The following is a 22059-nucleotide window of genomic DNA, read 5'->3' as shown; positions in this document are numbered from 1 at the left end:
CAGGTCACCCACCTGCCCCAAGTCCCCTGAGCCTGCTGAGGCGTATGGCCGGTCCTGTGCGGTAGGGGGCGCGGAATGGCCCGGACCTCTCTACGCTCCCCGGCCATGCGTAGAACAAGACTCAGGCAGCTCGGTCTGTCCGCGATATTCGCCCTTGCCCTCGGCCTGTTCGGCCTCGGGCAGCCCGCCTCCGCCACCGCCGCCGACACCCCGCCGATCACCTTCACGGTCGACAAGCCCACGGCGACGCCCGGCACCACGGTCTCCATCACGATGACCTTCACCAACCCCGAGGCCACCTACGTGCAGTTCGCGTACCAGTCGCTGCAGCCGACCTGGGAAACCGTGAGCTACGGGATGAAGTTCAACTTCCTCACCTGTAAGGGTGACGTGGGTGTCTGCGAGCCCGGCGGTGCGGTGAACTACACGGCGCCCATCGCGCCCGGAGCCAGCCGCTCGGTCACGATGACCTACCAGGTCGCCGCCGACTCGCCCTGCGTCGGCAACGGCACCATCGGCTTCTACGCCTACCTGCACTACGAGTTCGACTCCGGGAAGAACACCAAGGACGGCAGCTACTTCTCCCCGACCACCGCGGTGCAGTGCGCGCCGAGCGGCGCCAAGGCGGCCCTCAGCCACGCCTGATCAGGCCGTGGAACCGATGAAGCGCGACCGGTGATGCGGGCCCGGTGAATCGGGACCGATGAAGAGGGCGGCTCGGGCGGTTTTCCCCGCGATGACAGCGACCATCGCGGGCAGCGGCCCGGGCTGCCGGAACCGGGACGGCCCACCGAGGGCCGGGTGTCCGCCAGCCTGCTGTCCCCGAAGTCCGATCCGCGGAACGCTTCCCCCGGGGGGAGCAGTCGAGGAGCGCAGGGGTACGCAGCGAGCGGTCGTCCTGGGCGGGAGCATCGCCGGGCTGATGGCGGCACGGGGTCTCAACGACCACGCCGACGAGGTCGTGATCGTCGAACGGGGCCGACGAGGTCGTGATCGTCGAACGGGACGGATTCGGCCCGGAGGACACCGTGCGCCTCGGTGTCCCGCAGATCAAGCAGCTGCACGTGGTGCTGGAGGGCGGCCGCCTCCAGATGGAGCGCTGGCTCCCCGGACTGACGGCCGAGCTGATCGCGGACGGCGCCGTGCCGAGCGAGGGCGACGCCATCGAGCACTACATCGACGGCGTGCTCAAGGTGCCCGTGGCGGAGGAGACCACCACCGGGCTGTGGGCATGGCCTCCATGACCGACGCCGAGATCAACCGCCGCTACCTCGCCGTGGCGCACATGCGCGAACACCCGCGCGTACTGACCGGCCTCAGCACGCTGTGGGCCGTCGCCCGCACCCTGCGCGCCCGCCGCGCCGTCCCGGCCCTCGTCGCGTAGCGGACCCGCCTCCGTCCCGCGACGGGACGGCCCGGCTCTCTCCGGCGGGGCCGGGGCCGATATTCGGTTGCGGCCCCGATCGGGGGCTGTTGAAGTCCGGGGATGGACGACGAAGCAGTATTGGCCGCCTTTGACCAGCAGATGCGGCGGGACGCCCGGCCGGACGCGCCGGGCGCCCGCGTCGATCGCACCGATGATGTAGTGCGGCAGGTCGGGGACGAACACGGGTGGAGCGCTGTCCTCTGGTCGCACCTGACCGAAGACACCGCCGACCGCGCCATCGCGGAGCAGGTGGAGTACTTCGCCTCCCTGGGGCGGAAGTTCGAATGGAAGCACTACGCCCACGACCGCCCCGACGACCTCGGCGAGCGGCTGAGCGCCGCCGGGCTCATCCCCGAACCCGCCGAGTCCCTGATGGTCGCCGAGGCCCGGGACCTGCCCACCGACGTCGCGCTGCCCGACGGCATCGAGCTGCGTGCCGTGACCGACGAGGCCGGTGTGCACCTCATGGCGGACGTCCACGAGCGGGTGTTCAAGACGGATGCCACCCGGCTCAGGAACGCGGTGCTGGCCCGGCTCGCCGAGGGCTCCGACGCCATCGCCGCGGTCGTCGCCATGGACGGCGACGAGCCGGTCTGCTCGGCGCGGATCGAATTCAACCGGGGCACCCAGTTCGCCGGCCTCTGGGGCGGCGGCACCGTACCGCGCTGGCGCGGCCGCGGCATCTACCGGGCTCTGATCGCACAGCGCACCCGCATCGCCGTGGAGCGCGGCTACCCCTATCTCCAGGTCGACGCGTCGGACGAGAGCGCCCCGATCCTGAACCGGCTGGGATTCACCCGGCTCAGTGTCACCACCCCTTACGTGTACCAGCCTTGACAGAGTGATCCGTACGGTCAGTAGCGTGCCGCCATGACCCGCATGAGCCTCCAGCGCTACGCCGCTGAAATCAGCGCGCAGACCGACCACTTGCGGTCGGCCGTCGACGGTGCGGACCACACGGCACCCGTGCCGACCTGCCCCGGCTGGAACCTCGGCCGACTGCTGCGGCATATCGGCGCCGCCCACCGCTGGACCGAGACGATCGTCGGGACCCGGGCGTCCGGGCCCGTACCCCATGACCAGCTCGACGACGCGGCCGCCTATACGGACGTGCCCCCCGCCGAGCTGGGCGACTGGCTGACCGAGGGCGCCCGGCGGCTGGCGGACACGCTGTGCGACGCCGGGCCCGACACTGCGGTGTGGACCGTGGCGCCGGGCGGGACCCCGGTGTTCTGGGCCCGGCGCATGACATACGAGACCCTCGTCCACCGGTCCGACGCGTCCCTGGCCGCCGGCGCGGAGTTCGCTGTCGCCGAGGACGTCGCCCTCGACGCCCTCGACGAGTGGATGGGGTTCGGCACCCTGCCCCAGGTGCTCGAACCCGCCCCCGGCGGGCGCGAGTTGCTCGGCCCGGGACGTACGCTCCACCTGCACGCCACCGACGCCCGGCCCGAGGAAGCGGACTGGTCGATCGACCTCACCGGCGACGCCATCACCTGGAGCCGTGCGCCGGGCCCGGCCGCCGTCACCGTACGCGGCCCGCTGACCGATCTGCTGCTGGCGCTCTACCGCCGTCCCGCCCGCGGCGAGCCCATCGAGATCATTGGCGACGCTTCGCTGTTCGACCTCTGGCTGGAACGGACCGGAGCCTGGCTTCAGGAGTGACGGACGGCCGCTGTCACCGGGGGCGGTCGCGGCGACTGCCCCTTGTGCCGCCGCCGCTCCTGCCATCATGGGCTCCCGCACGGACCACGCGGAGAACAACCGCACACACAGTGAAGGCAGGCCGATGCCCGAAACTTGCGCAAGCGCCGTCATCCCAGCAGACGCCCCCTCGGTCTGGCGGGTTGTCAGAAACTTCGACGGCCTGCCCGACTGGCACCCGGCCATCGCGCACAGCACCCTGGGCGACGGCGACGCCCACGACCGCGTCGGGAGCGTACGGACCCTGCGTCTCGCCGACGGGAGCGAGGTCGTCGAGACGCTCATCGCGCTCGACGACCAGCGGCGGTCGGTGACCTACGAAATCATCGGAAGCCCCTTCGCCGTCCGTTCCTACCGTTCGACGATCCAGGTCATGCCGCTCACCACCACCGGGGAGTCCTTCGTCATGTGGTCCGTCGGGTTCGGCTGCGACGCCCGCGACGCCGACGCCCTGGTCGCGCTCTTCCGGGACGACGTCTTCGCCGTCGGCCTGCGCGGGCTGGCCGGGTACTTCGCCCGTCCCCGATGACACGCGGCCCCTGCCCTGTCGCCGTCTGACGCCGAGGGACCGTCACCCACCCGCTTTCGCGGGCCGGTCGATCGCCGTCTTCACAGCGTGGCGCACCCGCTCCGCCGCGCGCTCCGGCAGATGCCGGGACCGGTACAGGGCATGGGCCCGGTCGGCCATGGCCTCGGCCGCGCCCCGGTCCGAGAGCAGCCGTACGCACCTCTCGGCGATCTCCTCCGTCGTGCCGCCCAGTTCGAGGTGGACGCCCGCGGCGGCGTCCAGTCCCTCGGCGCCCACCGGGGTCGCGACCACCGGCAGCCGGTGCGCGAACGCCTCCAGGATCTTGATACGGGTGCCGCCCGCCACCCGCAACGGTGCCACCAGGATGTCCGAACCCCTGAGATACGGCGTCATGCTGGGCACCGTCCCGGTCACCTCGACCCCGGGGTGACGGGCCAGCGCCCCGATGCGGGGCGAGGACTGCCCCGCCAGGAGGACCCGCAGGTCCGGGAACTTCTCCCGGACCACCGGGGCGATGTCCTCCACGAGCCAGGTCGCCGCGTCGGCGTTGGGCGCGTAGGCGAGCACGCCCTGGAAGAGGATCGTGGGCGGCCTTCTCCCTTCGTCCGGCGCGGGGCAACCGTCCACCGCCGGATACGTGTTGGGCACGACGACGGAGTTCGGGTACCCGGCGCGTTCCAGGTCCGGCGTGCTCGAATAGACCAGCACATCGGCGCCGCGCGCCGCCTGCCGGTGCACGCGTTCCCAGCGCGCGATCACCCGGTGCATGTCGAGCCGGCGGAGCGGCGTGAGCGGCGCGCCGCGGTCGGCCTTCCCGATCGAAAGCCACCGCCGGAGCAGTACGTCCCTGAGATCGTCGACATCGATGACCGAGGGCGCGTCCACCAGCCCGCGCGTCATGAGCCAGATGTGCTCCCGCATGTACCAGACCACGTCGTAGCGCGCCCCTGCCAGCCATGCGGGCGCCTCTTCGCATACGGCCGCGCGCGTCATACGGACCTGGGCCCGCAGCGTCCCCAGGGCGAACTCGACCATCGACCGCACCGGGCTCCGCCCGCGGTCCAGCGGCGAATAGCGCTGCGGGACCGTCAGGACGCGCCCGTAGACCGAACCCCGCGGCGGCTCCTCGGCCTTGCCGTCCAGCGGCAGAACGAGCAGGTCGACCGTGCCGAGCTCGGCCAGCGACCGGGCGATCACCTCAGTGCGCATCGCACCGCCGAACGGGTCCCAGGGACGGATTCCGCTTACCAGCAGGATGCGCAACTCAACACTCTCCACTTGTCGTTGGCCCGCCATGACGGACAGTGAACCGTGCAGCGTACACACGGCCCCCGAGCCCCCGAACGGCCGCCGCCGTCGTCCGGTCAGGTGCCGCGCCCGTCGAGGGGGCCGAACACGGCGATGGCCTCCTCCGCCGAGGTACGGGCGTTGACATAGTTGTCGGCCCACTCGGCGGCGCCGGGGAAGGTGGATTCGGCGGCGATACGGGCACAGGCCGCCGCGTAGTCGTACGGAGTGCGGCGCAGTTCGACGCCGGGCCCCAGGAGGGCCCAATGGGCGCCGGGCCGCCCGTAAGGCATGCCGACGCTACCGGGGTTGACGACCATTCGACCGTGCGCGATCCGGGCGTACGGCATATGCGTGTGCCCGCATACGACCGTGCCGACCCCCTCCTCGACCACGGCCATGACCTCGGCCCAGCGGTCGGCGCGGGAGTCGACGAGGACGACCTCCTGGTCACTGCGCGGCGTCGCGTGGCAGAACAGGACGCGGCCGAGTCCGTCGACGTCCAACTCGACGGCGGCGGGGAGAGAAGCGAGCCGTTCGGTCTGCTCGGGGCGGAGCCGGTCGGCGGCCCAGGCGCTGACGGGGTAGGGGGACGGCTCGTTCCGGACCAGTTCGCGATCCGCGTTGCCGCCGATCCACAGGGCCCGTTCACCCAGGGAGTCGAGCAGGTCCAGAGTCTGGACCGGGAGGGGGCCGTCGGCGATGTCGCCGGTGAGGACGATCCGGTCGGCGGCCCGGACGTCGGGCTCCGCGAGGACCGCCTCCAGTGCGGGCAGGACACCGTGGATATCGGACAGAACAGCGACGCGTGGGGTCATACGGCCGAACGTAACCGCGTCCGGTGTTCGTGGCGGGCGAGTTCGCTGGTGGCGCACGAGGCCGCGGCGGGCGCGGGGGCCGGGGAGACGCGAATGGCCTCGGGCGGCGCGAAAGACTGCGGGGTTGGTCAGGTCCCGCAGCCCGTCGCGCCGCCCGAGGGAGAATCCGCCCGAGGGGGACCGGACGCGTGACACGGTGAGGATCAGGGGTGGTACTTCTCGACGACCTTGGTGGCGACACCGCCCTGAAGCGTGACGCGCACCGTCGGGGACCCCGCCTTGGCCGCCTTCTCCAGCTGGGCGCCGGTGCAGGTCGAGGTGCCGTATCCGGTGCCGTCCACGGTGACGTTGCCGTTGGACGCGCAGATCGCCGCCGCGCCGAGCACCTTGGTGTCGCTTCCGACGAGGAACGCCTGCTCCATGCCGCTCTCCGGGGTCACGGTCAGCTTCCCCGGCGCGAGGTACTTGAGGACGCCGACCCACGTGCCGTTCACGCTCTTGCCGCTCTCCCCGCCCATCTCGCTCTGGCCGCCGTTCTTGCCCGTGCCGGCGTGCGAGCCCTGTCCGGCACCCGCACCCTGCTGGTCGCCGCCCGCGCTGCCGGAGGAACCGGAAGCGCCGGAGCCGCCGCCCGTCGACCCCTCGCCGGACCCCGAGCCGCCGCCCCCGGAGGTGGCGGCCGCGCCGGCGGAGGAGTCGGAAGCGGCGTTGCCCTTCCCGTCGTCCTGGCAGGCGGTGAGCGAGAGCGCGGCGACGGCGATCAGCGAGGCGGCCGCCACACGACGAGTGCGGCGGACGGCTTTGGCGGCGAGCGACATGAGGGTTCCCCCGAGTTGTCCGGTCATGCTGTGCTTTCGGCGGTACTGGTTCATCCTTCGGTAGACCGTTGGCGAACCACTAACGTCACACTAACGAAACGGGATTGGGGGCCCTCCGGGCAGGGCTGCGACAGCGGCACGGGAAGACGAATTCGCATGGGATGTGAACAATTTCTTCATGAGTCTTCCTCAATGCCCGGTACGTGGCGCGCGGGGCAGTGGTACAGACCAGTGCAGGTCAACTGGGGGACCGGTGGTCGAGGCGCCCGAACCGGAGAATGCTCCGGATTCGTCGTGACGTCCACCGCTATCGGCGGGCTTTCGCGATGAGAAGGTATTCGCCGGATATCGAGAAATCGCCAAGATTTGCAGAGACGCAGAGGCCGGAGCTGGCCGCAAACGGTGTCGGGAATCCGACTGTTCCGTAAGGAATGTGAATGCGGAATGTCCGGTGCGAACTCTCCGGTGCGAACTCTTCGGTGCGTCGCTCGGACCCGCTGTCCGGTACGGACCGACGGCGCGAACGGTCGTGCATTTGGCCAGTTCACGGGTCGCCGTCCGCCGCGCCGGGCAGACCCGCGACCGCTCGCCACCGGGGTGCGGGCACGGGCGTAACGCGAGGTCGGAGACGAGCCAAGCGCCCCGCGCACCTGCCCCCGGCAATCGGGGCCCACCGGATTCGCCCGCGCTCCGCCCGGGTCCGTGGCTGATTACGCCCCTGCCTGCTATCGGCTCCGCGCGCCCATCCGATAGACGTTCATGCTCAGCATGCCCGCCCACCTCTGGAGGTACATCCATGACCGCAGGCAGGATCAGCACCGCTTCGGGGAAGACCCGGTTCGACGACATCTACGACGCCCCGGACCCCCGCGCGTACTTCCGTCGCCTCGCCCCGCTGGACTACGAGATCCCCCACCACGCCCAGGAGGTCTTCCGCCGCACCCGCGCCGAGCGGGCCGCGGCCGCCGGCGGCCCCGTGACGGTCCTCGACCTGTGCTGCTCGTACGGCATCAACGCCGCACTCCTCAACCACGACCTCACCCTCGGCGACCTGTACGCGCACTACACCGGTCCCGAGGCCGAGGCGCTGACGACGGACGAGCTCATCGAGCGCGACAAGGCGTTCTACGCCGCACGGCGACGCGACGACGCCACACCGGCCATCGGACTCGACACCGCCGAGAACGCCGTCCGGTACGCCCTGACGGTGGGCCTGCTCGACCACGCGTACGCGGAGAACCTGGAACACGTACCACCGAGCGCCGCACTGAGCGGCGCCGTCGCCCGTACCGGACTCATCACGGTCACCGGCGGCATCGGCTACATCACCCGCCGCACTGTCGACGCCCTGCTGGGCTGTGCGCGCGATCCGCTGTGGGTGAGCGCCTTCGTCCTGCGCACCGTCTCGTATCAGCCCGTCCTCTCCAGCCTCGCCGCACACGGGCTCGTCACCGAGGAGGACCGCTCGCGCACGTACACGCAACGGCTGTTCAGCGACCCGGCGGAGCGGCGCGGCGCCATCGAACAGGTACGGCTCGCGGGCGCCGACCCGGCCGGCCTGGAGTCCGAGGGGCGCTACCACACACGGCTGTACCAGTCCCGCCCGTACCGGGGCTGAGCCCTACCGGGATCGACCGCGGCCGAGCGCCCGTACGCCCGGTCACCTCCGCCGCGGTCCGGTCCGCACCCGGCCGCAGCAGCCCCTCGCCGCCGACGGCTCAGCGCCCCCAGCGCAGGCCCGCCGTCTGCACCGGCGCGTCCCACAGGCGCAGCATCTCCTCGTCGACCTGGCAGATCGTCACCGAGGCGCCGGCCATGTCGAGCGCGGTCACGTAGTTGCCGACGAGGGTGCGGGCCGCGACGACGCCGCGTTCGCCGAGCACCCGCTGCACCTCCGCGTTGAAGCCGTAGAGCTCAAGCAGGGGCGTCGCGCCCATGCCGTTGACCAGCACCAGCACCGGACCGTCGGGCTGAAGGTCAGAGAGCACCGCGTCCACCGCGAAGTCGGCGATCTCGTGCGACGTCATCATGGCGCGCCGCTCCCGGCCCGGCTCGCCGTGAATGCCGATGCCCAGCTCCAGCTGGCCGGCGGGCAGGTCGAAGGTGGGGCTGCCCTTGGCCGGGGTCGAACAGGGGCTGAGGGCCACGCCGAAGCTGCGCGAGGACTCGTTGACGCGGCGTGCGAGGGCCTCCACGCGTTCCAGGGGAGCGCCCTCCTCGGCGGCGGCCCCGGCGATCTTCTCGACGAACAGCGTGGCCCCGGTGCCGCGTCGCCCCGCGGTGAAGAGGCTGTCGGTCACCGCGACGTCGTCGTTGACCAGCACGCTGGCCACCTGGATCCCCTCGTCCTCGGCGAGCTCGGCGGCCATGTTGAAGTTGAGGACGTCGCCCGTGTAGTTCTTCACGATGAACAGCACGCCTGCGCCGCTGTCCGCGGCGGCCGCGGCCCGCACCATCTGATCCGGCACCGGAGAGGTGAAGACCTCGCCGGGGCACGCGGCGTCCAGCATCCCGGGCCCGACGAACCCCCCGTGCAGCGGCTCATGCCCGGATCCACCGCCCGAGACCAGCGCCACCTTCCCCGCCACGGGCGCGTCCCGCCGTACGACGACCCGCTTCTCGACGTCCACCGCGAGATCCGGATGAGCGGCGGCCATACCCCGCAGCGCGTCCGCCACCACGGTCTCGGGAACATTGATGAGCATCTTCATGTGGATCTCCTCGGGCGTTGCAAGGAACTGCCGCCTACCTGCAATCCCGCAGGTCAGGGGTAGTGCACGGACAATTCTATGGTGGCGGTATCCGGCGGTCGGCGGGGGTCCCTGACGGTACCGATGCCGACCTGATGCCGACTTGGCTGATGGCGCGTCAGCTACTGCCTGGATTACTTGGCGCGACGATGTCGGGATGTGCGGAGGTGATGGAACGATCGCAGATATTGGCGGGTGGAGGACGCGACCCCTGCGTGTTGCGGCGCGCCCCTGACCGTGACCGCGTAGTCGGCTCACGTCCGGCGCAGGTCTACGGCTGACCGGGAAAGAGATGACTCCCGCCAACTGTCCCAAGGATCTGCGCGAACTCGACACCGAGCGGCTGCCCGACGGGAAGTGCGACCGATCGGGGATCGTTCACGGCAAGGAGATGTGCATCGCGGCCGTCAACGGCCGCGGCGCGGCCAACGTGGACTCCGGTGGCCCCGCCCTCATCAAGACCAAGGGCGCCTGGGCCCCGGCCGGCGCCACCTCCGGCAACGGAGGCGACCCCGACGTCGACCCCACCATCTACACCAACGTGACCATCAGGGCCGACTGGATCAAGTCCGTCATCAACCCCTGATCCCCGCCAACGGGAACGAGACCGAGCGCGCGGCCGTCGGCGCCGTACGCCCGACGGCCGCGGCGCCCATCCACCCCCGCAGTCCGGCAGCGATCCGAAGGTGAAGAACCCGCTCGCCTGGTATCCGGTCACGGTGTTCACCTATCGACGCGTGCCCGGTGCCGCGCAGGCCGCCCGGCACGCAGACAACGGCGAGAACCGGGCCGACGACACCGCCGCGAACCTGCTTCCAGCGCCAGGCCATGCCCCTTCATCTCGCCCGCTTCACCCGTCTCCAACGAGACGCTCGGTCCCACGGGCGACAGCAGTCCAGTCGCATTTCGCGATCACTCTCACCACGAAGGAAGACGTTCATGCACGTCGGAAAACGCCAACGTACAACCCCTCGCACGGGAGTGGGCCGGGTCGGCCTCTGCTCGTTCACCGCTGCGGCAGCGGCTTTGGCCGCCGTGGTGACCGGCCCGGGGAGCGCCGCGGCTGCGGAGGGCACGGAGAGGCCGGGTGCGCGGAGCATAGGCGACCGGCTGTTCTCCTATGTCGGCAATGGCGGCTACCACGTGCGGTCCTACGACGTGGGGTACGACTACCGGCCGGGCACCACGAAGATGGCGTCGTCCGCGCGGGTGGACGCGGTGGCCACGCAGGATCTTTCCGAGTTCAGCCTGGATGCGGCCGGGATGACGTTCACATCGGTCACGGTCGACGGCAAGGCGGCCACCTTCCGCAGCCAGGGCGAGAAACTCTTCATCACTGCCCTGCCGAACGGGCAGGCGTTCCGCGTCGAGGTCGCTTACACCGCCGACCGTTCAGCCGCGCCCCCGTCCCCAGCCACCCCGGACCAGACACGCTCCATCTCCGGCTGGTGGGACTCCACGGACAAGGGCAAGGAGGGGTTCGCTCTGCTGGGCCAGCCCGACCGGGCCCACCTGTTCTTCCCGATGAACGACCATCCCAGCGACAAGGCACGTGTCACCTTCCGTATCACCGTTCCCAAGAACCTGACGGCGGTGGCGAACGGCACGCTGCGCCGGACCACCACGAAGGGGAACCGCACCACGTACGTGTACGGCACGCGTGACCCGATCCCCACCGAGGTCGTCCAAGTGGCGGTCGGCCGTTACAAGAAGATCACCGCAACAGGCCCCGGGGGTCTCCCGCTGCGCAGCTACGTACCCGCGGACCAGGCCGACAAGACCAGGCCGTACGTGGACCAGATCGGCAAGCAGATCGCCTGGGTACAGAAAATGATCGGCAGCCCCTACCCCTACGAGACCTACGGTGTCCTGGTTCCCCAGGGGGACTACGGGGCAGCCCTGGAATCAGCGACACTGCCGACCTTGGGGCTGAGCGGACCGGACGATGTGCCGACCATGGTCCACGAGCTGGTCCACCAGTACTTCGGCGACGCCGTCTCGCTCAAGAGCTGGGACGACATGTGGATCAGCGAAGGCCACGCCTCCTACTACACGCTTCGCTACCAGGACGAAAAGAAGATCACCCCGCTGAAGGAAAGCGTGGAACGCGCCTACGAGTTCGACCAGGAGAACCGCTCGGAGACCGGGCCGCCCGGCCGGCTCAAGGACCCCGGTGACGTCCTCGGCTCCACCAACGCGCCTGGCCTCCTCATGCTCTACGGTCTCAACCGCCAAGTCGGCGCCGCGACGTTCCAGAAGATCGAGAAGACCTTCTTCGAGCGTTTCCGCCACAAGACCGCCTCGACCCAGGACTACATCGACGTCGCCAACGAAGTCTCCGGACGAGACTTCAGCGCCTACATCAAGAGCTGGATCTACGGCGCGAAAACACCGCCCAACCCCATCGCGGCCCCTACCTCGGCACCCACTCCAACGCAGACCGAGGGACACAAGGTCCGAGCAGCCGGCCCACCGTCCCGAGCCTGACCGACCCCAACGCCTGGGAGCACGACCTGGCGCTGCTGGCCCGCCCCGGCGCCCCTCGCCGTCGGTGATGGCGTAGAGGTGCTCGACGCGGGCCTTCTCGGCCGCGTAGCCGGGGTCGCGTGAGGTCTTCCAGGTCTTCACGCGTTGAAAGGAGACGTCTTCCTCGCGGAGCAGGGTGCGCAGGCCCTGGTGGCTGATGTCGTCGACCACTCCCTCGGCTACCAGGAAGTCCGCCGGCTTGGTCAGACTCCAGGTGGAGTAGGGCAGGTCGTGCTCGACTGGCTGGGACTCGGCGGTCTTCTTGATCTCGCGCCGCTCGGGCCGCGTGAATGTCTTCGGCCGGTGACGATTGTCAGCGCTCGCGTGCGGTCGAGCTGGTCCAGCTGGCCAGAAGATCGAGTGTCTGGCGTTCGGGTGAGTCGGGCTCGGGCGAGTAGACGGTGATACTGAGCCCGGGGTCAGCGGGCAGATCGAGGGCTTCGTAGGGCAGGGCCAGGTTCCCGACGAGCGGGTGGTGGAGTTGCTTCATGCCGGAGCGGTGGAATTTCACGTCGTGCCTAGCCCAACGTTGGGCGAACTCGTCGCTCTTTGTGGAGAGCTCTCCGATCAGGTCCGTCAGGCCCTTGTCTTGCGGCGAGCGGCCGGTCTCGGTGCGCAGGATGGCGACTGAGTCGTTGGCGGCTTTCTCCCACTCGGGCCAGAAATCGGCGGAACCAGGATCGAGGAACAGGAATCGCGCGGTGTTGACCGGACCACGCTGCGCGAACAACGGGGAATCGTAGACCGGGGCATACAGAGCCTGGCCGAGAGAGTTGGCGGCGAGGATGTCGAACCGCCCGTTGCGGATGTAGGCCGGCAGGTCGGTCATCGCGTCGAGCATCCGCAGGACCACCGGTCGGATCCGCCCAGTCGCAGCGGGTGGCCGACGCCCGGACGCAGTGGCCGCGCGGGCCAGGTCGTAGAGGTAGGCACGCTCGGCATCGTCGAGCTGAAGTGCGTGGGACAAGGAGTCCAGCACCGAGTCCGAGGCGCCGCTCAAGTTCCCGCGCTCAAGGCGGATGTAGTAGTCAATGCTCATCCCGGCCAGCAGTGCCACCTCCTCCCGGCGCAACCCGGTCACCCGTCGTTTGACACCGAAGACGGGCAGTCCTGCCTGCTGGGGCGTAATACGGGCGCGACGGGTACTGAGGAACTCCCGCACCGCGTCGGCCTGCTCATGCCTCTCGCTGTCGATCACATCACCATCGTAGGTCGCGCGGCGGTGCGCTGGGAGGTACTGCCGTTACCCGGAAGAGCGGTAACTCCCACCCGCGCACGAATACGGGTTTCGTAGCAGGGACACGGCAAGGCGGAGAGACCCTGCACAGCTTTCCCCCCCAGTCGGCACCTGCATCACAACCGCCTGACGAATTGGAGGCCAACGATAAGATCCCAGGCTGAATGTCGGGCCTGCCGCCTCAATCGCGGTATCGAATACGCGCGGAGTAGGGCGACACCTAATCCATGGAAAATCATCCGCGTGACGCCATGACGCCCATCAACGCATTAGGGAGCTCAACATGACGGTAAGACGAGTAGCCACTGGTCATAACGCGGAGGGCAAGGCTGTTTTTGCCAGCGACGTGGAGCTTGAGCACGACGGGGGTGGTGGCCCTATTTACCAGATTTGGGGCGGCGACTACAAAGGTGTGCACTTCCCTGACGCCGGTTCGGAGCCTGCCTGTGAAGACGAGTACTTCCCGAGGGCTGGCGGGTTTCGTTATGTAATGGTCACGCTGGCGCCGAATGGCGCAGACCCGTTGCCGGAGCTGGCGCCGGGGACGTTTACCCCGAGGCGGCCCATGCGTTACGGCTTCGACGGTAATTTCCCCGAAGGCGGCGGGATGCACAAGTCGGCCAGCGTCGACCTCATGGTGGTCTTGTCCGGGGAGATCACTCTCGAACTCGATGATGGCGCTAGCAAGACTCTGAAGGCAGGCGACACGATCATCCAGAACGGGACGAAGCACCGGTGGATCAATAATGGTGACGTGCCGGCGGTCTGTGCGGCCGTTATTGTCGGTATTGACCACGACGACTTCACCTAGTGTGGCAGGGCCAGCTGCTGGAGTGTAGCCGACACTCCAGCAACAGTCCGTGGAGTAATCAGAATGTGAGATTCCCCGAAGAATTTCGACTTGCTCCCGGAATGTGTAGTCTCCCCGACGGACCTTGAGGTATGGGACGAGGAACTCAACCGGGTTATTGCAGGAGCAGAGTCGCTTTTCGCCCGGTCGGAGCCAAGGGCGCACGCGGATCACTACCTCCGCCCCCTGCGGGCGATGCGGACGCCGATGTGCTTGCCCCGTAGCCATTTCCGCAGATGAGGGGCGTCGTACGTCGTGTCCGCATGCAGGCGTCGGGGCTTGAAGCGGCGCCCGCGGTGGGGGCGTGTCTCGTTTGGTGACCGGTGATCATGGGCTTCGGCGCGAGGCTGTCGTGGACGCTGGCCGCGGAGGCGCCGACGAGGAGGGGCAGCCCGTTCGCGTCCGACAGGACGTGCATCTCGGAACCCGGCTTGCCTCGGTCCACGGGGCTCGGACCTGTGAGTTCGCCCCTTCTTTTAGCCCTCACATGCGCGGAGTCGAGCACGGCTCGGGACAGGTCGAGCAGGCCGGCGTCGTACAGGCGATACCGATACAGGATCTCCTCGTGGGGCCGACCCCGGACACCGGCCCGCGACCAGATCAGGAACCTGCGATGGGCCGTCGACTTCGATATCCCGAAGCACGGCGGCAAGGTCCGCCAGGCGCAGCCGGACACCAAGCCGTAGATGTTCGCGGCGAACAGTGTCTCATCAGGCGTGTCCTGCGTCCCGCCGCCCTGCTGCCGTACCTTTGACGGCGGGATCAGCGGCTCCGCGATCTCTCACAATCCGTCCGGAACAAATCAACTCCACATACCCCGTCCCATACCGAGCCCAACGATCGACTCGCCGCATAGGACACCGTCTTAACGTCGCTGTCCGGCATCACCTCGCCTCTCGGACGACGCGTCGCCTCCGATAGCCTCGTGTTTGCCCTCGCCACAGCGATCTACACCTCTTGTCCTAGGGAGCGGAATTGGTGCACGCACAAGAAGAACACGCCGACAAGAACTCCGCGCGCAAGACACAGACTCCGCCCAGGACAGCGGCCGGGCCCGAGGCCATGGGGCCCGGGCCGATGACTCCCGCGAGGGCCTTGGCACTTCAGCATTCCATCGGTAACCAGGCCGTCGCCCGCCTTGTCGACGAGGACCAGCACTTCCATGGCCCCGGCTGTGGTCACGATGGCGGGGGCGCCGACCAGGCCGCACTGCTCAAGCAAGCCGGCGAATCCCCCAGCCGCTCGTTCCCGGACCCCCTCATCTCCGAGGCCAAGTCGTTCTACCAGAACGAGAACATCGGCGCCGCCCGCCTCCACGACAACGCCGTGGCCCAGCGCGCCCTCGCCGCGATGGGCGCCGAGGCCATGACCATCGGCACCCGCGTCTTCGCCTCCCCCTCGGCCAGCACCAACAGAGAACTGATGGGCCATGAATTCAGCCACGTCGACAAGAACACGCGCGGCGTGACTGAGACGGGCAACAGGAACGGCCAGGTCACGGTGACCGACCCGAACCAGCCCTCCGAACGAACCGCGATAGCCGAGGGCTCCGCTTTCAAATCGGGAGACTCGATCGCGCCGTCCGTTGTCGCCCAACGCGCCGTCGCGGGAGACAAGGCCCAGGACACCGACCAGCCGGTCCAGCGGACCTCCTCCGGTCAGGCCCCCGTTCAGCGCATGCCGGACGTCCCGAAGCCGAAGACGGCCCGGCAGCAAGCGCTGAGCACCCACAAGGCCGTCAAGGAACACTGGGATTATTCGTACGGCGCCGGTAACCAGGGCAACGGCCCCGAAGAAGCTCATAAGCGTTTCTCCCGCTCCTATGAGGGCGAGGAGGCGGCCCAGACCCTGTCACATCAAGCGTTCCTCGTCTACGACGCCCAGGCGGGCCTCCGGGAACAGGGAGACGAGAACGAAGAAGAGAGCGTGAACGAGCGTGAGATCCAGGGCATGCTCATCAACAACAGGCTCCTCTTCGCCTCGAACTTCAACGAGTCAATGGAGTTGTTCAAGGGCCACCAGACCGACGGCAAGGACGGACGCGACGCCTATTCCGAGATCATCGGGATACATCAGAGCGACCAGGGCCGTGAGGGGAACCTACCGAAGGCGGACGGCCGTGAGTACGTCGACCGGGTGAACCGCGCCGAACACAAGACGAAAGAACTCTTCTCGAAGTCGAAGCCTCGCAACCCGACCGGGGACGCCACGGCCGACGCCCTGCGCAAGCGTCACGGCAAACCGGTGACGATCGTGGACATCAGCAACCCGCCGAAGCCGCTGCACAAATTGCTGACCCACGAAGATTACATCGGGGCGATCTTCCTCATCACGTTCGGGGAGGAAAAGAAACTGGTCCACGCGGAGCAGAAGCTGATGCTGGCCCTGCACCGGTCCGGCGTCACTCCCAAGGAAGTCACGGGCGCCCATACCATCATGGGCCGGTACCGGGGCTGCCTCTGCTGCACGGCCGCATTGAAGTACTACCAGAGCAAATTCACCGGCCTGGAATTCGACCCGAATCCCGGCTTCTACTACTGGACGTCCCTGGCGAACCTGTACAAGCACCAAGCGCATGTCGTACAGGACCCGAAATTCCACGAGTACATGATGGAGCTCGCCCAGGGACTGCCCAGTTCCTCCGCGCTGTCGCGGGTACGGCCCCCGGAGGGCGCCGAGGACCGCCACGGCCCGCAGCTCACCGAATCCGCCGCACTGGCGGCACGACGGGGGTATAGGACCGCGTCCGACACCGAGGGCGAGAGCTCCGACCAGATGGACACGGACGACGAGTACAAGTCCCGGCCCCGCGCGCACGACCTCACCTACACGGAAGACTCCGCCGGGAAGCTCGGCAAAGGCTCGCAGATGCAAGGCTCCCGGTCCCGGGCCCGCGCCACCCGCATCGTCAGCCACGAGGGCAAGGAAGAAATTCAGGTCGCCTACCTCAACAACAACACGGAGGCAGAGGCAAATGTCTACAAGAAATGGGTGGCTCTGGGGGCGAGCTATGCAGAGCTCAGGGACATCGTCATGGACGTCGATGTGTCCGGCAGGTCCGAGAACGCCATTTACTCCCACGTCATCAGGTACGTGACGGGCAAGACCGGGCATGAGAAGCGCGATAACACCGCAGCCGGACGCGACGATATCAAGCGTCGGAAGACGGGCACCAGCACCGAGAAGAAGGGGGCGAATTCCAAGGGCACCGGGTGGCAGAAGATGACCGAAGACTCGGACGCCTGGAGCACCCTGCTGAGCAAGGTGGAGGCTGACAGCGTCTTCTACGGCGAGTGGCAGCGCCGGGAGAGCGACCCCGACCTCGGCGTCATCGCGTTCTCGAAGATGTCCCCCGATCTCGCCCAGTTCGTCGCCGAGCAACGCGGCACCTACACCGTCTCCTCGATGGCCGCCCTGCTGCACATGCAGGAGAAGACGTTCCGTACCAACCTCGTCAAAAAGTACGGGGAGGCCAAGTCGCCGCAGGCCACGGACGGCGACGGGGATGTCGAGATGGAGCTCGCGTAGCCCTCGCGCAGCCGTCCGGGAGCGCCGGCCGACGGGCCTCACACCGGCCCGGCCGGCCCCGGACGGCCGGGCCGGCGCCATCCCCACGGGCGGGACCACCAGCCCTCGCGGCCGGCATGCTCGGCCCGCCCCAAGTTCCCGCACACGCTGCGCCGCTCGCCGCTCGCCGCTCGCCGGTGTCGAGTTGCGACGAGGCGTTGAAGCGCCTGGCGCAGCGCGCGCTGCTCGACGGCCTGAACGAGGTGGCCCTGAACGAGGAGCTGCTGGCCTTTTTGGAGCTGGGCGCTGTACGGCTGCCCACCGCACCTGGAGGTGTGGGCCGGCGCCTCCACTGCGCGCCGCGATGCTCGCCGCGGTACGAGCCTTCACCGCCGCCACCGGACTCAGGTCCACGGGCGAGGAAGGCCCCGAGCGTCCCGGGCCCTTGGCGCGGATCATCCCGGATGATGCCTGGGCGGCTCCGACCCGCGTGGTGTGGAGCGATTGTTCTGTGCCGAGTCGCTCCGGTGACCACGGGTCTCCAGGGGCCAGGGACCGCAGGGAGGACGAGGCGCCGGACCAGGCGGTGACCAGTCCGAGAACGACGAGCTCACACCGGTGCTCCAGCGGCTCGACGGCCGACAGGCTCCGGCCGTCACGTGATCCGGATTCTGAACCGCTCAGCCGGATGGGCTCTTGCCGTCGGCGCGCCTCGGCATGACCAGGAACACGACGACGGCTGTGACCAGTACTACCACTGACGCGGTGATCCAGGTGGTCCGCATGGCATGGATGAAGCCGCTGTTCGCCGCCCGGGCGAGGGAGTGCGCCTGCGCGCCGCGGCCGTGCGCGGCGAGGTCCTGGGCGACCTGGAGCGTCGCCGCGACGGATCCGTGTGCCCGCTGCCCCGAGTGGGCGTCCAGGGCGTCGACCGCCGGTGCGATCCGGGCGCGGTAGGCCGCGTTGAGCACGGAGCCGAGGATGGCGGCCCCGATGGAGCCGCCGACCTGGCGGAACGTGTTGTTCACCGCAGAGGCCGCGCCGGACTCATCGGCCGGAAGCGCCGAGACGATCGCTCCGGTTGACGGCGGGTGTACGTGCGCGGCCCCGGCGCCGAAGACGAACAGGTATGCCTCGAAGATCCAGATCGAAGTGGACTGGCCGACTGTCGCCATCCCCAGCAGGCCGGCGCCCATGGCCGCCAGGCCGAAGGCGCACACGGCGCGCACGCCGAACCTGGAGACGAGCTTCGGCACCCGCGGCGCGAAGATGATCAACGAAGCCGCGAGCGGCAGCACGCACACACCGGTGAGCAGGGGGCTGTAGCCGCGGACGCTCTGCAAGTAGAAGGTGATCACGAAGGTGCCGCCGACCAGCGCGAAGTAGAGCACGCCGAGCCCGATCGCCGCCGCCGCGAACGTGCGCTCGCGGAAATAGCGTACGTCCAGGGCCGGTTGTGCGGCGTGCCTCTCCCACAGGACGAACGCGGTGAGCAGCGCAAGGCCCGCGGCGAGCGGCAGCACCGCTGCGGGACGCGTCCAGTCGTCGAGGTCGCCGGCCCGGATCACGCCGTAGACCACACCGAGCAGGCCGAGACCCGACAGCGCGACGCCGGGCAGGTCCAGGCGGCGGGCCCGGGCCGCGCGGGACCGGTGGGTATCCGGTACGACCCGGACCATCGCGACCAGGGCCACGAGCACGACCGGCACATTGACCAGGAACACCGACCCCCACCAGAACCGTTCGAGCAGCGCGCCGCTGATGATCGGCCCGAGGGCGACGGCCACGCCGACCACAGCGGTCCAGATGCCGAGCGCCTTGGTGCGCTTCTCGCCGGGGAACACCGCGGAGATGATGGCCAGGGTCGCGGGCATGATGAGGGCTCCGGCCGCGCCCATGACCGCGCGCAGGCCGATCAGTTGGCTGGGCGTCTGCGCGTAGGCCGACAGGGCGGAGGAGGCGCCGAACAGGGCGACACCGGCGATGAGCAGCTTCTTGTGCCCGATCCTGTCGCCGAGCAGCCCGGAACTCAGCAGCAGGCCCGCGTACGAGAGCGTGTAGGCGTCGACGGCCCACTGGAGCTGGCTGTGATCGGCGCCCAGGCCGACGGGCGCGGGCTCGGCGAGGGTCTTCAGCGCCACGTTGAGAATGGAGTTGTCCATCGACACCAGCAGCACGGCGGCCAGCACGACGGCGAGGACCACGGTGTGGTGGGGCTCGCGGCCGATGCCCCCGGGCACGGGCACCCGGGCGGGCCCGTCGGACGCGGTGGGGACGGGTGCGCTCACAGTCCTGAGTCCTCTCGGGCACGTCGATGCCTGCTGGCGCCGGTGACGGATGGTCCGCCGGCGGGGCGCCGACCGCGGCTGAGCCGGTACGTGCCGAACCGCGACCGTGCACGGCGGCCCTCGCCGCCCGGCACGCTCGCATCCCGCGCCGCTCCGCCGTGGCCACTGTGCCCCCGCCCGTACCGTCGCGGCGGCGCGGCTGCCGCGGACGGCCGACCGCGCGTCAGAGCCCCGGTGCGTCCCGCTTCGGCAGCCAGCGCTGTTCCGCCTCCGCCAGTTCGTCCTCCCCCTGTAGTTCGAGGACTTCGGCCAGCGGCGCGACCTTGCCCTCCACGTTCCCCAGATGCTGTTCGGCGAAGATCTCCGAAGCGGTCGTCTGCATGGCGCGCAACGCGGAGCGCATCAGATGGTTGGCCCAGATGACGGTCGAGAATCCGTCTTCGGCGAAGACCTCGGTGGGCGTCTTGTAGTACGTCGTCGGCACGATGACGACCGGCAGGCGATCACCCCACTCCGCCTTGAACAACAGGACCTCGCTCGCGTCGGAACGGGCCGAATGGATGAGGATGGCGTCGGCGCCGGCGCGCCGGTACAACTCGGCCCGGTGCAGCGCCTCGGCCAGGCCCCGGCCCGCGATCAGCGCTTCGGTACGGGCCACGACGACGAAGTCCGGATCGCGCTGCGCGGCCTTCGCGGCCTGGATCTTGCCCGCGAACTCCGCCGCGTCGGCGAGCTGTTGCGCGCTGCCGCGCACAAAGCTGTTCATCTTCGGAAACAGCTTGTCCTCGATGCACACTCCGGCGATACCGCGCTGCTCAAGTTTGTGCACGAGGCGCCGTACCGAATTGAAGTTGCCGTAGCCGGAGTCGCCGTCGAGCAGGATCGGGATCTCTGTCGCGTCGCTCATGAACTCGGCGACCTCAAGGACCTGGGTCCAACTCGCCTCGTTGCTGTCGCGTACTCCGAGCGCCGCCGCGATCGACAGACCGCTGGCCCAGATGCCCTCGAACCCCGCCCGTTCGACGATCTTCGCCGACAGGCCGTTGTGCGCCTCCATCAGGAAACTCATCTCCGAGCGCTGCACCAGATGCCGGAGCGCGGCGGTCCTGCTGGTCGTCCGGCTGGTCACGCTCATGAGACCGGTACCGCCGTGACGGGGGATACGAGCTGAGCGCGCAATCGCGTCGCGATCTCCGGTAGGCCGAGCGGGACCCGGGGCGCGGGCACCGGGTCGGTCGTCACCCGGATTTCGAGCAGCCGGGGCCCCGGCCGCGCCATCAGCCTGCCGTACGCCGTCCGCAGTTCCGCCAGGGAGTCGCAGCGCGCCGTCGCGGCGTAGCCGAGCAGTTCGGCGGTCGCGGCGAACGGCACCGAGCCCTGGATCGGCTGCCCGCCGGTGGAGTCGTAGCAGCCGTTGTTGAAGATGACGTGGAGAAAGTCCGGCGCCGCCGACGCCGCGGCACTGACCAGGGTCCCGAACCGCATCAAGGTCGCTCCGTCGCCGTCGAAGACCGCTACCGGCCGCGGGCTCGACCGCGCGATACCGAGGCCGACCGCCGCGGCGCACCCCATGGAACCGCTGAGGTAGAGATAGGTCGCGCGGTCTCCCGCGGCGTACAGCTCACGGCTGGTCAGCCCGGTCGTCGCGACGACCACTTGCTCCTCCGGCATCCGCTCGCGCAGCCATCTGATCGCCTCCGCCCTGCTCGGCGGCGTCCCGGTGCCCGGCGCCTGCTCCGGCGCGCGCTCCTGGGCCGGGCGTTCGAGTGGCACGGGCGCCGGCCGGTCCCGGAAGCTTCCCTTCCTGATCAGCAGGCAGTACGGCCGACGCGAGTCGTCCATCGCCTGCTCGGCCTCCTCGATCGCGCGGACGAAGCCGGAAGGGTCGGCCGGCAGCCACGAGTGGCTGACCCCGACGTCATCCAGAATCCGCGCCGTCGTGCGTCCCATCACGTCGTGATGGGGCTCGTCCCGTGTCCCCGGTTCGCCGCGGACCGACACCAGCAGGAGGACCGGCACGTCGTAGGGCAGGCACAGGGAGGCGAGCGGGTTGAGGGCGTCGCCGAGCCCGGAGTTCTGCATGGCGACCACCACGCGCCGGCCGGCCAGCCAGGCGCCTGTGGCGACCGAGACCGCCTCGCCCTCACAAGTGGCCGGGAAATAGGTGATGTCCGGTCGGAGTGCGGCGCGCTCCAGCAGCGGCTTGAGGTAGCTGCACGGCACCGCGGCCATCTCCCGGTAGCCGCGGGCCAGCAGCGTGTCGATGACGAAGTCCGGGTCCAGGGCCGGGCTTTCCTCATGCACGAATGTCGTATTCAC

At 69.2% G+C, this 22059-nt stretch carries 19 protein-coding genes and 2 pseudogenes; 11 read left to right on the top strand and 10 right to left on the bottom strand.

Features of this window, described 5'->3' with window-relative positions; genetic code table 11:
* Window positions 1–105: 105 nt before the first annotated feature.
* The 6 genes from AC07AB_RS29335 (at window position 106) to AC07AB_RS29310 (ending at window position 3659) form a co-directional block, all read left to right on the top strand.
* Window positions 106–645, top strand: coding sequence for a hypothetical protein (locus AC07AB_RS29335; RefSeq protein ID WP_478572940.1), 540 nt, complete (start codon window positions 106–108; stop codon window positions 643–645).
* Window positions 646–989: 344 nt separating this feature from the next.
* Window positions 990–1244, top strand: a complete 255-nt coding sequence (locus AC07AB_RS29330) for a hypothetical protein (protein WP_478572938.1) — start codon at window positions 990–992, stop codon at window positions 1242–1244.
* Window positions 1232–1384 carry a hypothetical protein gene (locus tag AC07AB_RS29325; protein ID WP_478572936.1) on the top strand — a complete coding sequence of 51 codons (153 nt, stop codon included), beginning with the start codon at window positions 1232–1234 and terminating at the stop codon, window positions 1382–1384. The genes AC07AB_RS29330 and AC07AB_RS29325 overlap by 13 nt, the downstream gene beginning before the upstream one ends.
* 102 nt (window positions 1385–1486) lie before the next feature.
* Complete coding sequence (locus AC07AB_RS29320) at window positions 1487–2263, top strand: GNAT family N-acetyltransferase (protein ID WP_478572934.1); 777 nt, start codon at window positions 1487–1489, stop codon at window positions 2261–2263.
* Between the two features lie 33 nt (window positions 2264–2296).
* On the top strand, window positions 2297–3091 hold the full coding sequence (locus tag AC07AB_RS29315) for a maleylpyruvate isomerase family mycothiol-dependent enzyme (protein WP_478572931.1): 795 nt from the start codon (window positions 2297–2299) through the stop codon (window positions 3089–3091).
* A gap of 124 nt (window positions 3092–3215) precedes the next feature.
* Window positions 3216–3659: an SRPBCC family protein gene (locus AC07AB_RS29310; RefSeq protein WP_478572928.1), complete on the top strand. Its 444-nt coding sequence runs from the start codon at window positions 3216–3218 to the stop codon at window positions 3657–3659.
* 42 nt (window positions 3660–3701) lie between these two features.
* Here AC07AB_RS29310 and AC07AB_RS29305 read toward each other — a convergent pair whose 3' ends face one another.
* The 3 genes from AC07AB_RS29305 to AC07AB_RS29295 all read right to left on the bottom strand — a co-directional run bounded on the left by AC07AB_RS29305 (window position 3702) and on the right by AC07AB_RS29295 (window position 6609).
* Window positions 3702–4955, bottom strand: coding sequence for a glycosyltransferase (locus AC07AB_RS29305; protein WP_478572926.1), 1254 nt, complete (start codon window positions 4953–4955; stop codon window positions 3702–3704).
* 68 nt (window positions 4956–5023) lie between these two features.
* Window positions 5024–5764 carry a metallophosphoesterase family protein gene (locus AC07AB_RS29300; protein ID WP_478572923.1) on the bottom strand — a complete coding sequence of 247 codons (741 nt, stop codon included), beginning with the start codon at window positions 5762–5764 and terminating at the stop codon, window positions 5024–5026.
* Between the two features lie 203 nt (window positions 5765–5967).
* The gene (locus AC07AB_RS29295; RefSeq protein WP_478572920.1) at window positions 5968–6609 is read right to left on the bottom strand and encodes a hypothetical protein; all 642 of its coding nucleotides are present in this window, start codon (window positions 6607–6609) and stop codon (window positions 5968–5970) included.
* Between the two features lie 769 nt (window positions 6610–7378).
* Between AC07AB_RS29295 and AC07AB_RS29290 the strand changes: the two genes are divergently transcribed.
* Complete coding sequence (locus AC07AB_RS29290) at window positions 7379–8200, top strand: hypothetical protein (protein ID WP_478572918.1); 822 nt, start codon at window positions 7379–7381, stop codon at window positions 8198–8200.
* Between the two features lie 100 nt (window positions 8201–8300).
* Here the strand turns inward: AC07AB_RS29290 and dhaK are convergent, their stop codons facing one another.
* A complete protein-coding gene (gene dhaK / locus AC07AB_RS29285) occupies window positions 8301–9293 on the bottom strand; it encodes a dihydroxyacetone kinase subunit DhaK (protein WP_478572915.1) in 993 nt (330 codons plus the stop codon).
* A gap of 331 nt (window positions 9294–9624) precedes the next feature.
* Here dhaK and AC07AB_RS29280 point away from each other — a divergent pair, with 331 nt between their 5' ends.
* Both AC07AB_RS29280 and AC07AB_RS29275 read left to right on the top strand, forming a co-directional pair.
* Window positions 9625–9918 carry a trypsin-like serine protease gene (locus AC07AB_RS29280; protein ID WP_478572913.1) on the top strand — a complete coding sequence of 98 codons (294 nt, stop codon included), beginning with the start codon at window positions 9625–9627 and terminating at the stop codon, window positions 9916–9918.
* A 353-nt stretch (window positions 9919–10271) separates the two neighbouring features.
* On the top strand, window positions 10272–11819 hold the full coding sequence (locus tag AC07AB_RS29275) for a M1 family metallopeptidase (RefSeq protein ID WP_478572910.1): 1548 nt from the start codon (window positions 10272–10274) through the stop codon (window positions 11817–11819).
* 54 nt (window positions 11820–11873) lie between these two features.
* Here the strand turns inward: AC07AB_RS29275 and AC07AB_RS29270 are convergent.
* Window positions 11874–12161 (bottom strand): annotated as a pseudogene (locus AC07AB_RS29270) (IS630 family transposase); the annotation flags it as partial.
* Window positions 12162–12171: 10 nt separating this feature from the next.
* Complete coding sequence (locus AC07AB_RS29265) at window positions 12172–13056, bottom strand: helix-turn-helix transcriptional regulator (RefSeq protein WP_478572907.1); 885 nt, start codon at window positions 13054–13056, stop codon at window positions 12172–12174.
* A gap of 322 nt (window positions 13057–13378) precedes the next feature.
* Here AC07AB_RS29265 and AC07AB_RS29260 point away from each other — a divergent pair, with 322 nt between their 5' ends.
* The gene (locus tag AC07AB_RS29260) at window positions 13379–13906 is read left to right on the top strand and encodes a cupin domain-containing protein (RefSeq protein ID WP_478572904.1); all 528 of its coding nucleotides are present in this window, start codon (window positions 13379–13381) and stop codon (window positions 13904–13906) included.
* A gap of 221 nt (window positions 13907–14127) precedes the next feature.
* Here AC07AB_RS29260 and AC07AB_RS29255 read toward each other — a convergent pair.
* Window positions 14128–14732, bottom strand: a pseudogene (locus tag AC07AB_RS29255) (IS5 family transposase); the annotation flags it as partial.
* Between the two features lie 308 nt (window positions 14733–15040).
* Between AC07AB_RS29255 and AC07AB_RS29250 the strand changes: the two are divergent.
* Window positions 15041–17473, top strand: a complete 2433-nt coding sequence (locus tag AC07AB_RS29250; RefSeq protein WP_478572902.1) for an eCIS core domain-containing protein — start codon at window positions 15041–15043, stop codon at window positions 17471–17473.
* 659 nt (window positions 17474–18132) lie between these two features.
* Here the strand turns inward: AC07AB_RS29250 and AC07AB_RS29245 are convergent.
* The 3 genes from AC07AB_RS29245 to aepY all read right to left on the bottom strand — a co-directional run bounded on the left by AC07AB_RS29245 (window position 18133) and on the right by aepY (window position 22059).
* The gene (locus tag AC07AB_RS29245) at window positions 18133–19740 is read right to left on the bottom strand and encodes an MFS transporter (RefSeq protein ID WP_478572899.1); all 1608 of its coding nucleotides are present in this window, start codon (window positions 19738–19740) and stop codon (window positions 18133–18135) included.
* A 223-nt stretch (window positions 19741–19963) separates the two neighbouring features.
* Entirely contained in the window at window positions 19964–20875 is a 912-nt protein-coding gene (gene aepX, locus AC07AB_RS29240) for a phosphoenolpyruvate mutase (protein WP_478572896.1), read from the bottom strand.
* On the bottom strand, window positions 20872–22059 hold the full coding sequence (gene aepY / locus AC07AB_RS29235; protein WP_478572893.1) for a phosphonopyruvate decarboxylase: 1188 nt from the start codon (window positions 22057–22059) through the stop codon (window positions 20872–20874). The genes aepX and aepY overlap by 4 nt, the downstream gene beginning before the upstream one ends.

The organism is Streptomyces sp. NPDC044033 (assembly GCF_056434425.1).
The sequence above is the reverse complement of the archived record's forward strand: the minus strand, read 5'-3'. Positions and strand labels throughout refer to the sequence as shown.

Excerpts from the sequence above, each read along its gene's own strand:
- AC07AB_RS29335 (WP_478572940.1), top strand. The coding sequence starts at position 106 with ATGCGTAGAACAAGACTCAGGCAGCTCGGTCTGTCCGCGATATTCGCC.
- AC07AB_RS29325 (WP_478572936.1), top strand. The coding sequence starts at position 1,232 with ATGGCCTCCATGACCGACGCCGAGATCAACCGCCGCTACCTCGCCGTG.
- AC07AB_RS29320 (WP_478572934.1), top strand. The coding sequence starts at position 1,487 with ATGGACGACGAAGCAGTATTGGCCGCCTTTGACCAGCAGATGCGGCGG.
- AC07AB_RS29315 (WP_478572931.1), top strand. The coding sequence starts at position 2,297 with ATGACCCGCATGAGCCTCCAGCGCTACGCCGCTGAAATCAGCGCGCAG.
- AC07AB_RS29310 (WP_478572928.1), top strand. The coding sequence starts at position 3,216 with ATGCCCGAAACTTGCGCAAGCGCCGTCATCCCAGCAGACGCCCCCTCG.
- AC07AB_RS29305 (WP_478572926.1), bottom strand. The coding sequence starts at position 4,955 with ATGGCGGGCCAACGACAAGTGGAGAGTGTTGAGTTGCGCATCCTGCTG.
- AC07AB_RS29300 (WP_478572923.1), bottom strand. The coding sequence starts at position 5,764 with ATGACCCCACGCGTCGCTGTTCTGTCCGATATCCACGGTGTCCTGCCC.
- AC07AB_RS29295 (WP_478572920.1), bottom strand. The coding sequence starts at position 6,609 with ATGACCGGACAACTCGGGGGAACCCTCATGTCGCTCGCCGCCAAAGCC.
- AC07AB_RS29290 (WP_478572918.1), top strand. The coding sequence starts at position 7,379 with ATGACCGCAGGCAGGATCAGCACCGCTTCGGGGAAGACCCGGTTCGAC.
- dhaK (WP_478572915.1), bottom strand. The coding sequence starts at position 9,293 with ATGAAGATGCTCATCAATGTTCCCGAGACCGTGGTGGCGGACGCGCTG.
- AC07AB_RS29280 (WP_478572913.1), top strand. The coding sequence starts at position 9,625 with ATGACTCCCGCCAACTGTCCCAAGGATCTGCGCGAACTCGACACCGAG.
- AC07AB_RS29275 (WP_478572910.1), top strand. The coding sequence starts at position 10,272 with ATGCACGTCGGAAAACGCCAACGTACAACCCCTCGCACGGGAGTGGGC.
- AC07AB_RS29260 (WP_478572904.1), top strand. The coding sequence starts at position 13,379 with ATGACGGTAAGACGAGTAGCCACTGGTCATAACGCGGAGGGCAAGGCT.
- aepX (WP_478572896.1), bottom strand. The coding sequence starts at position 20,875 with ATGAGCGTGACCAGCCGGACGACCAGCAGGACCGCCGCGCTCCGGCAT.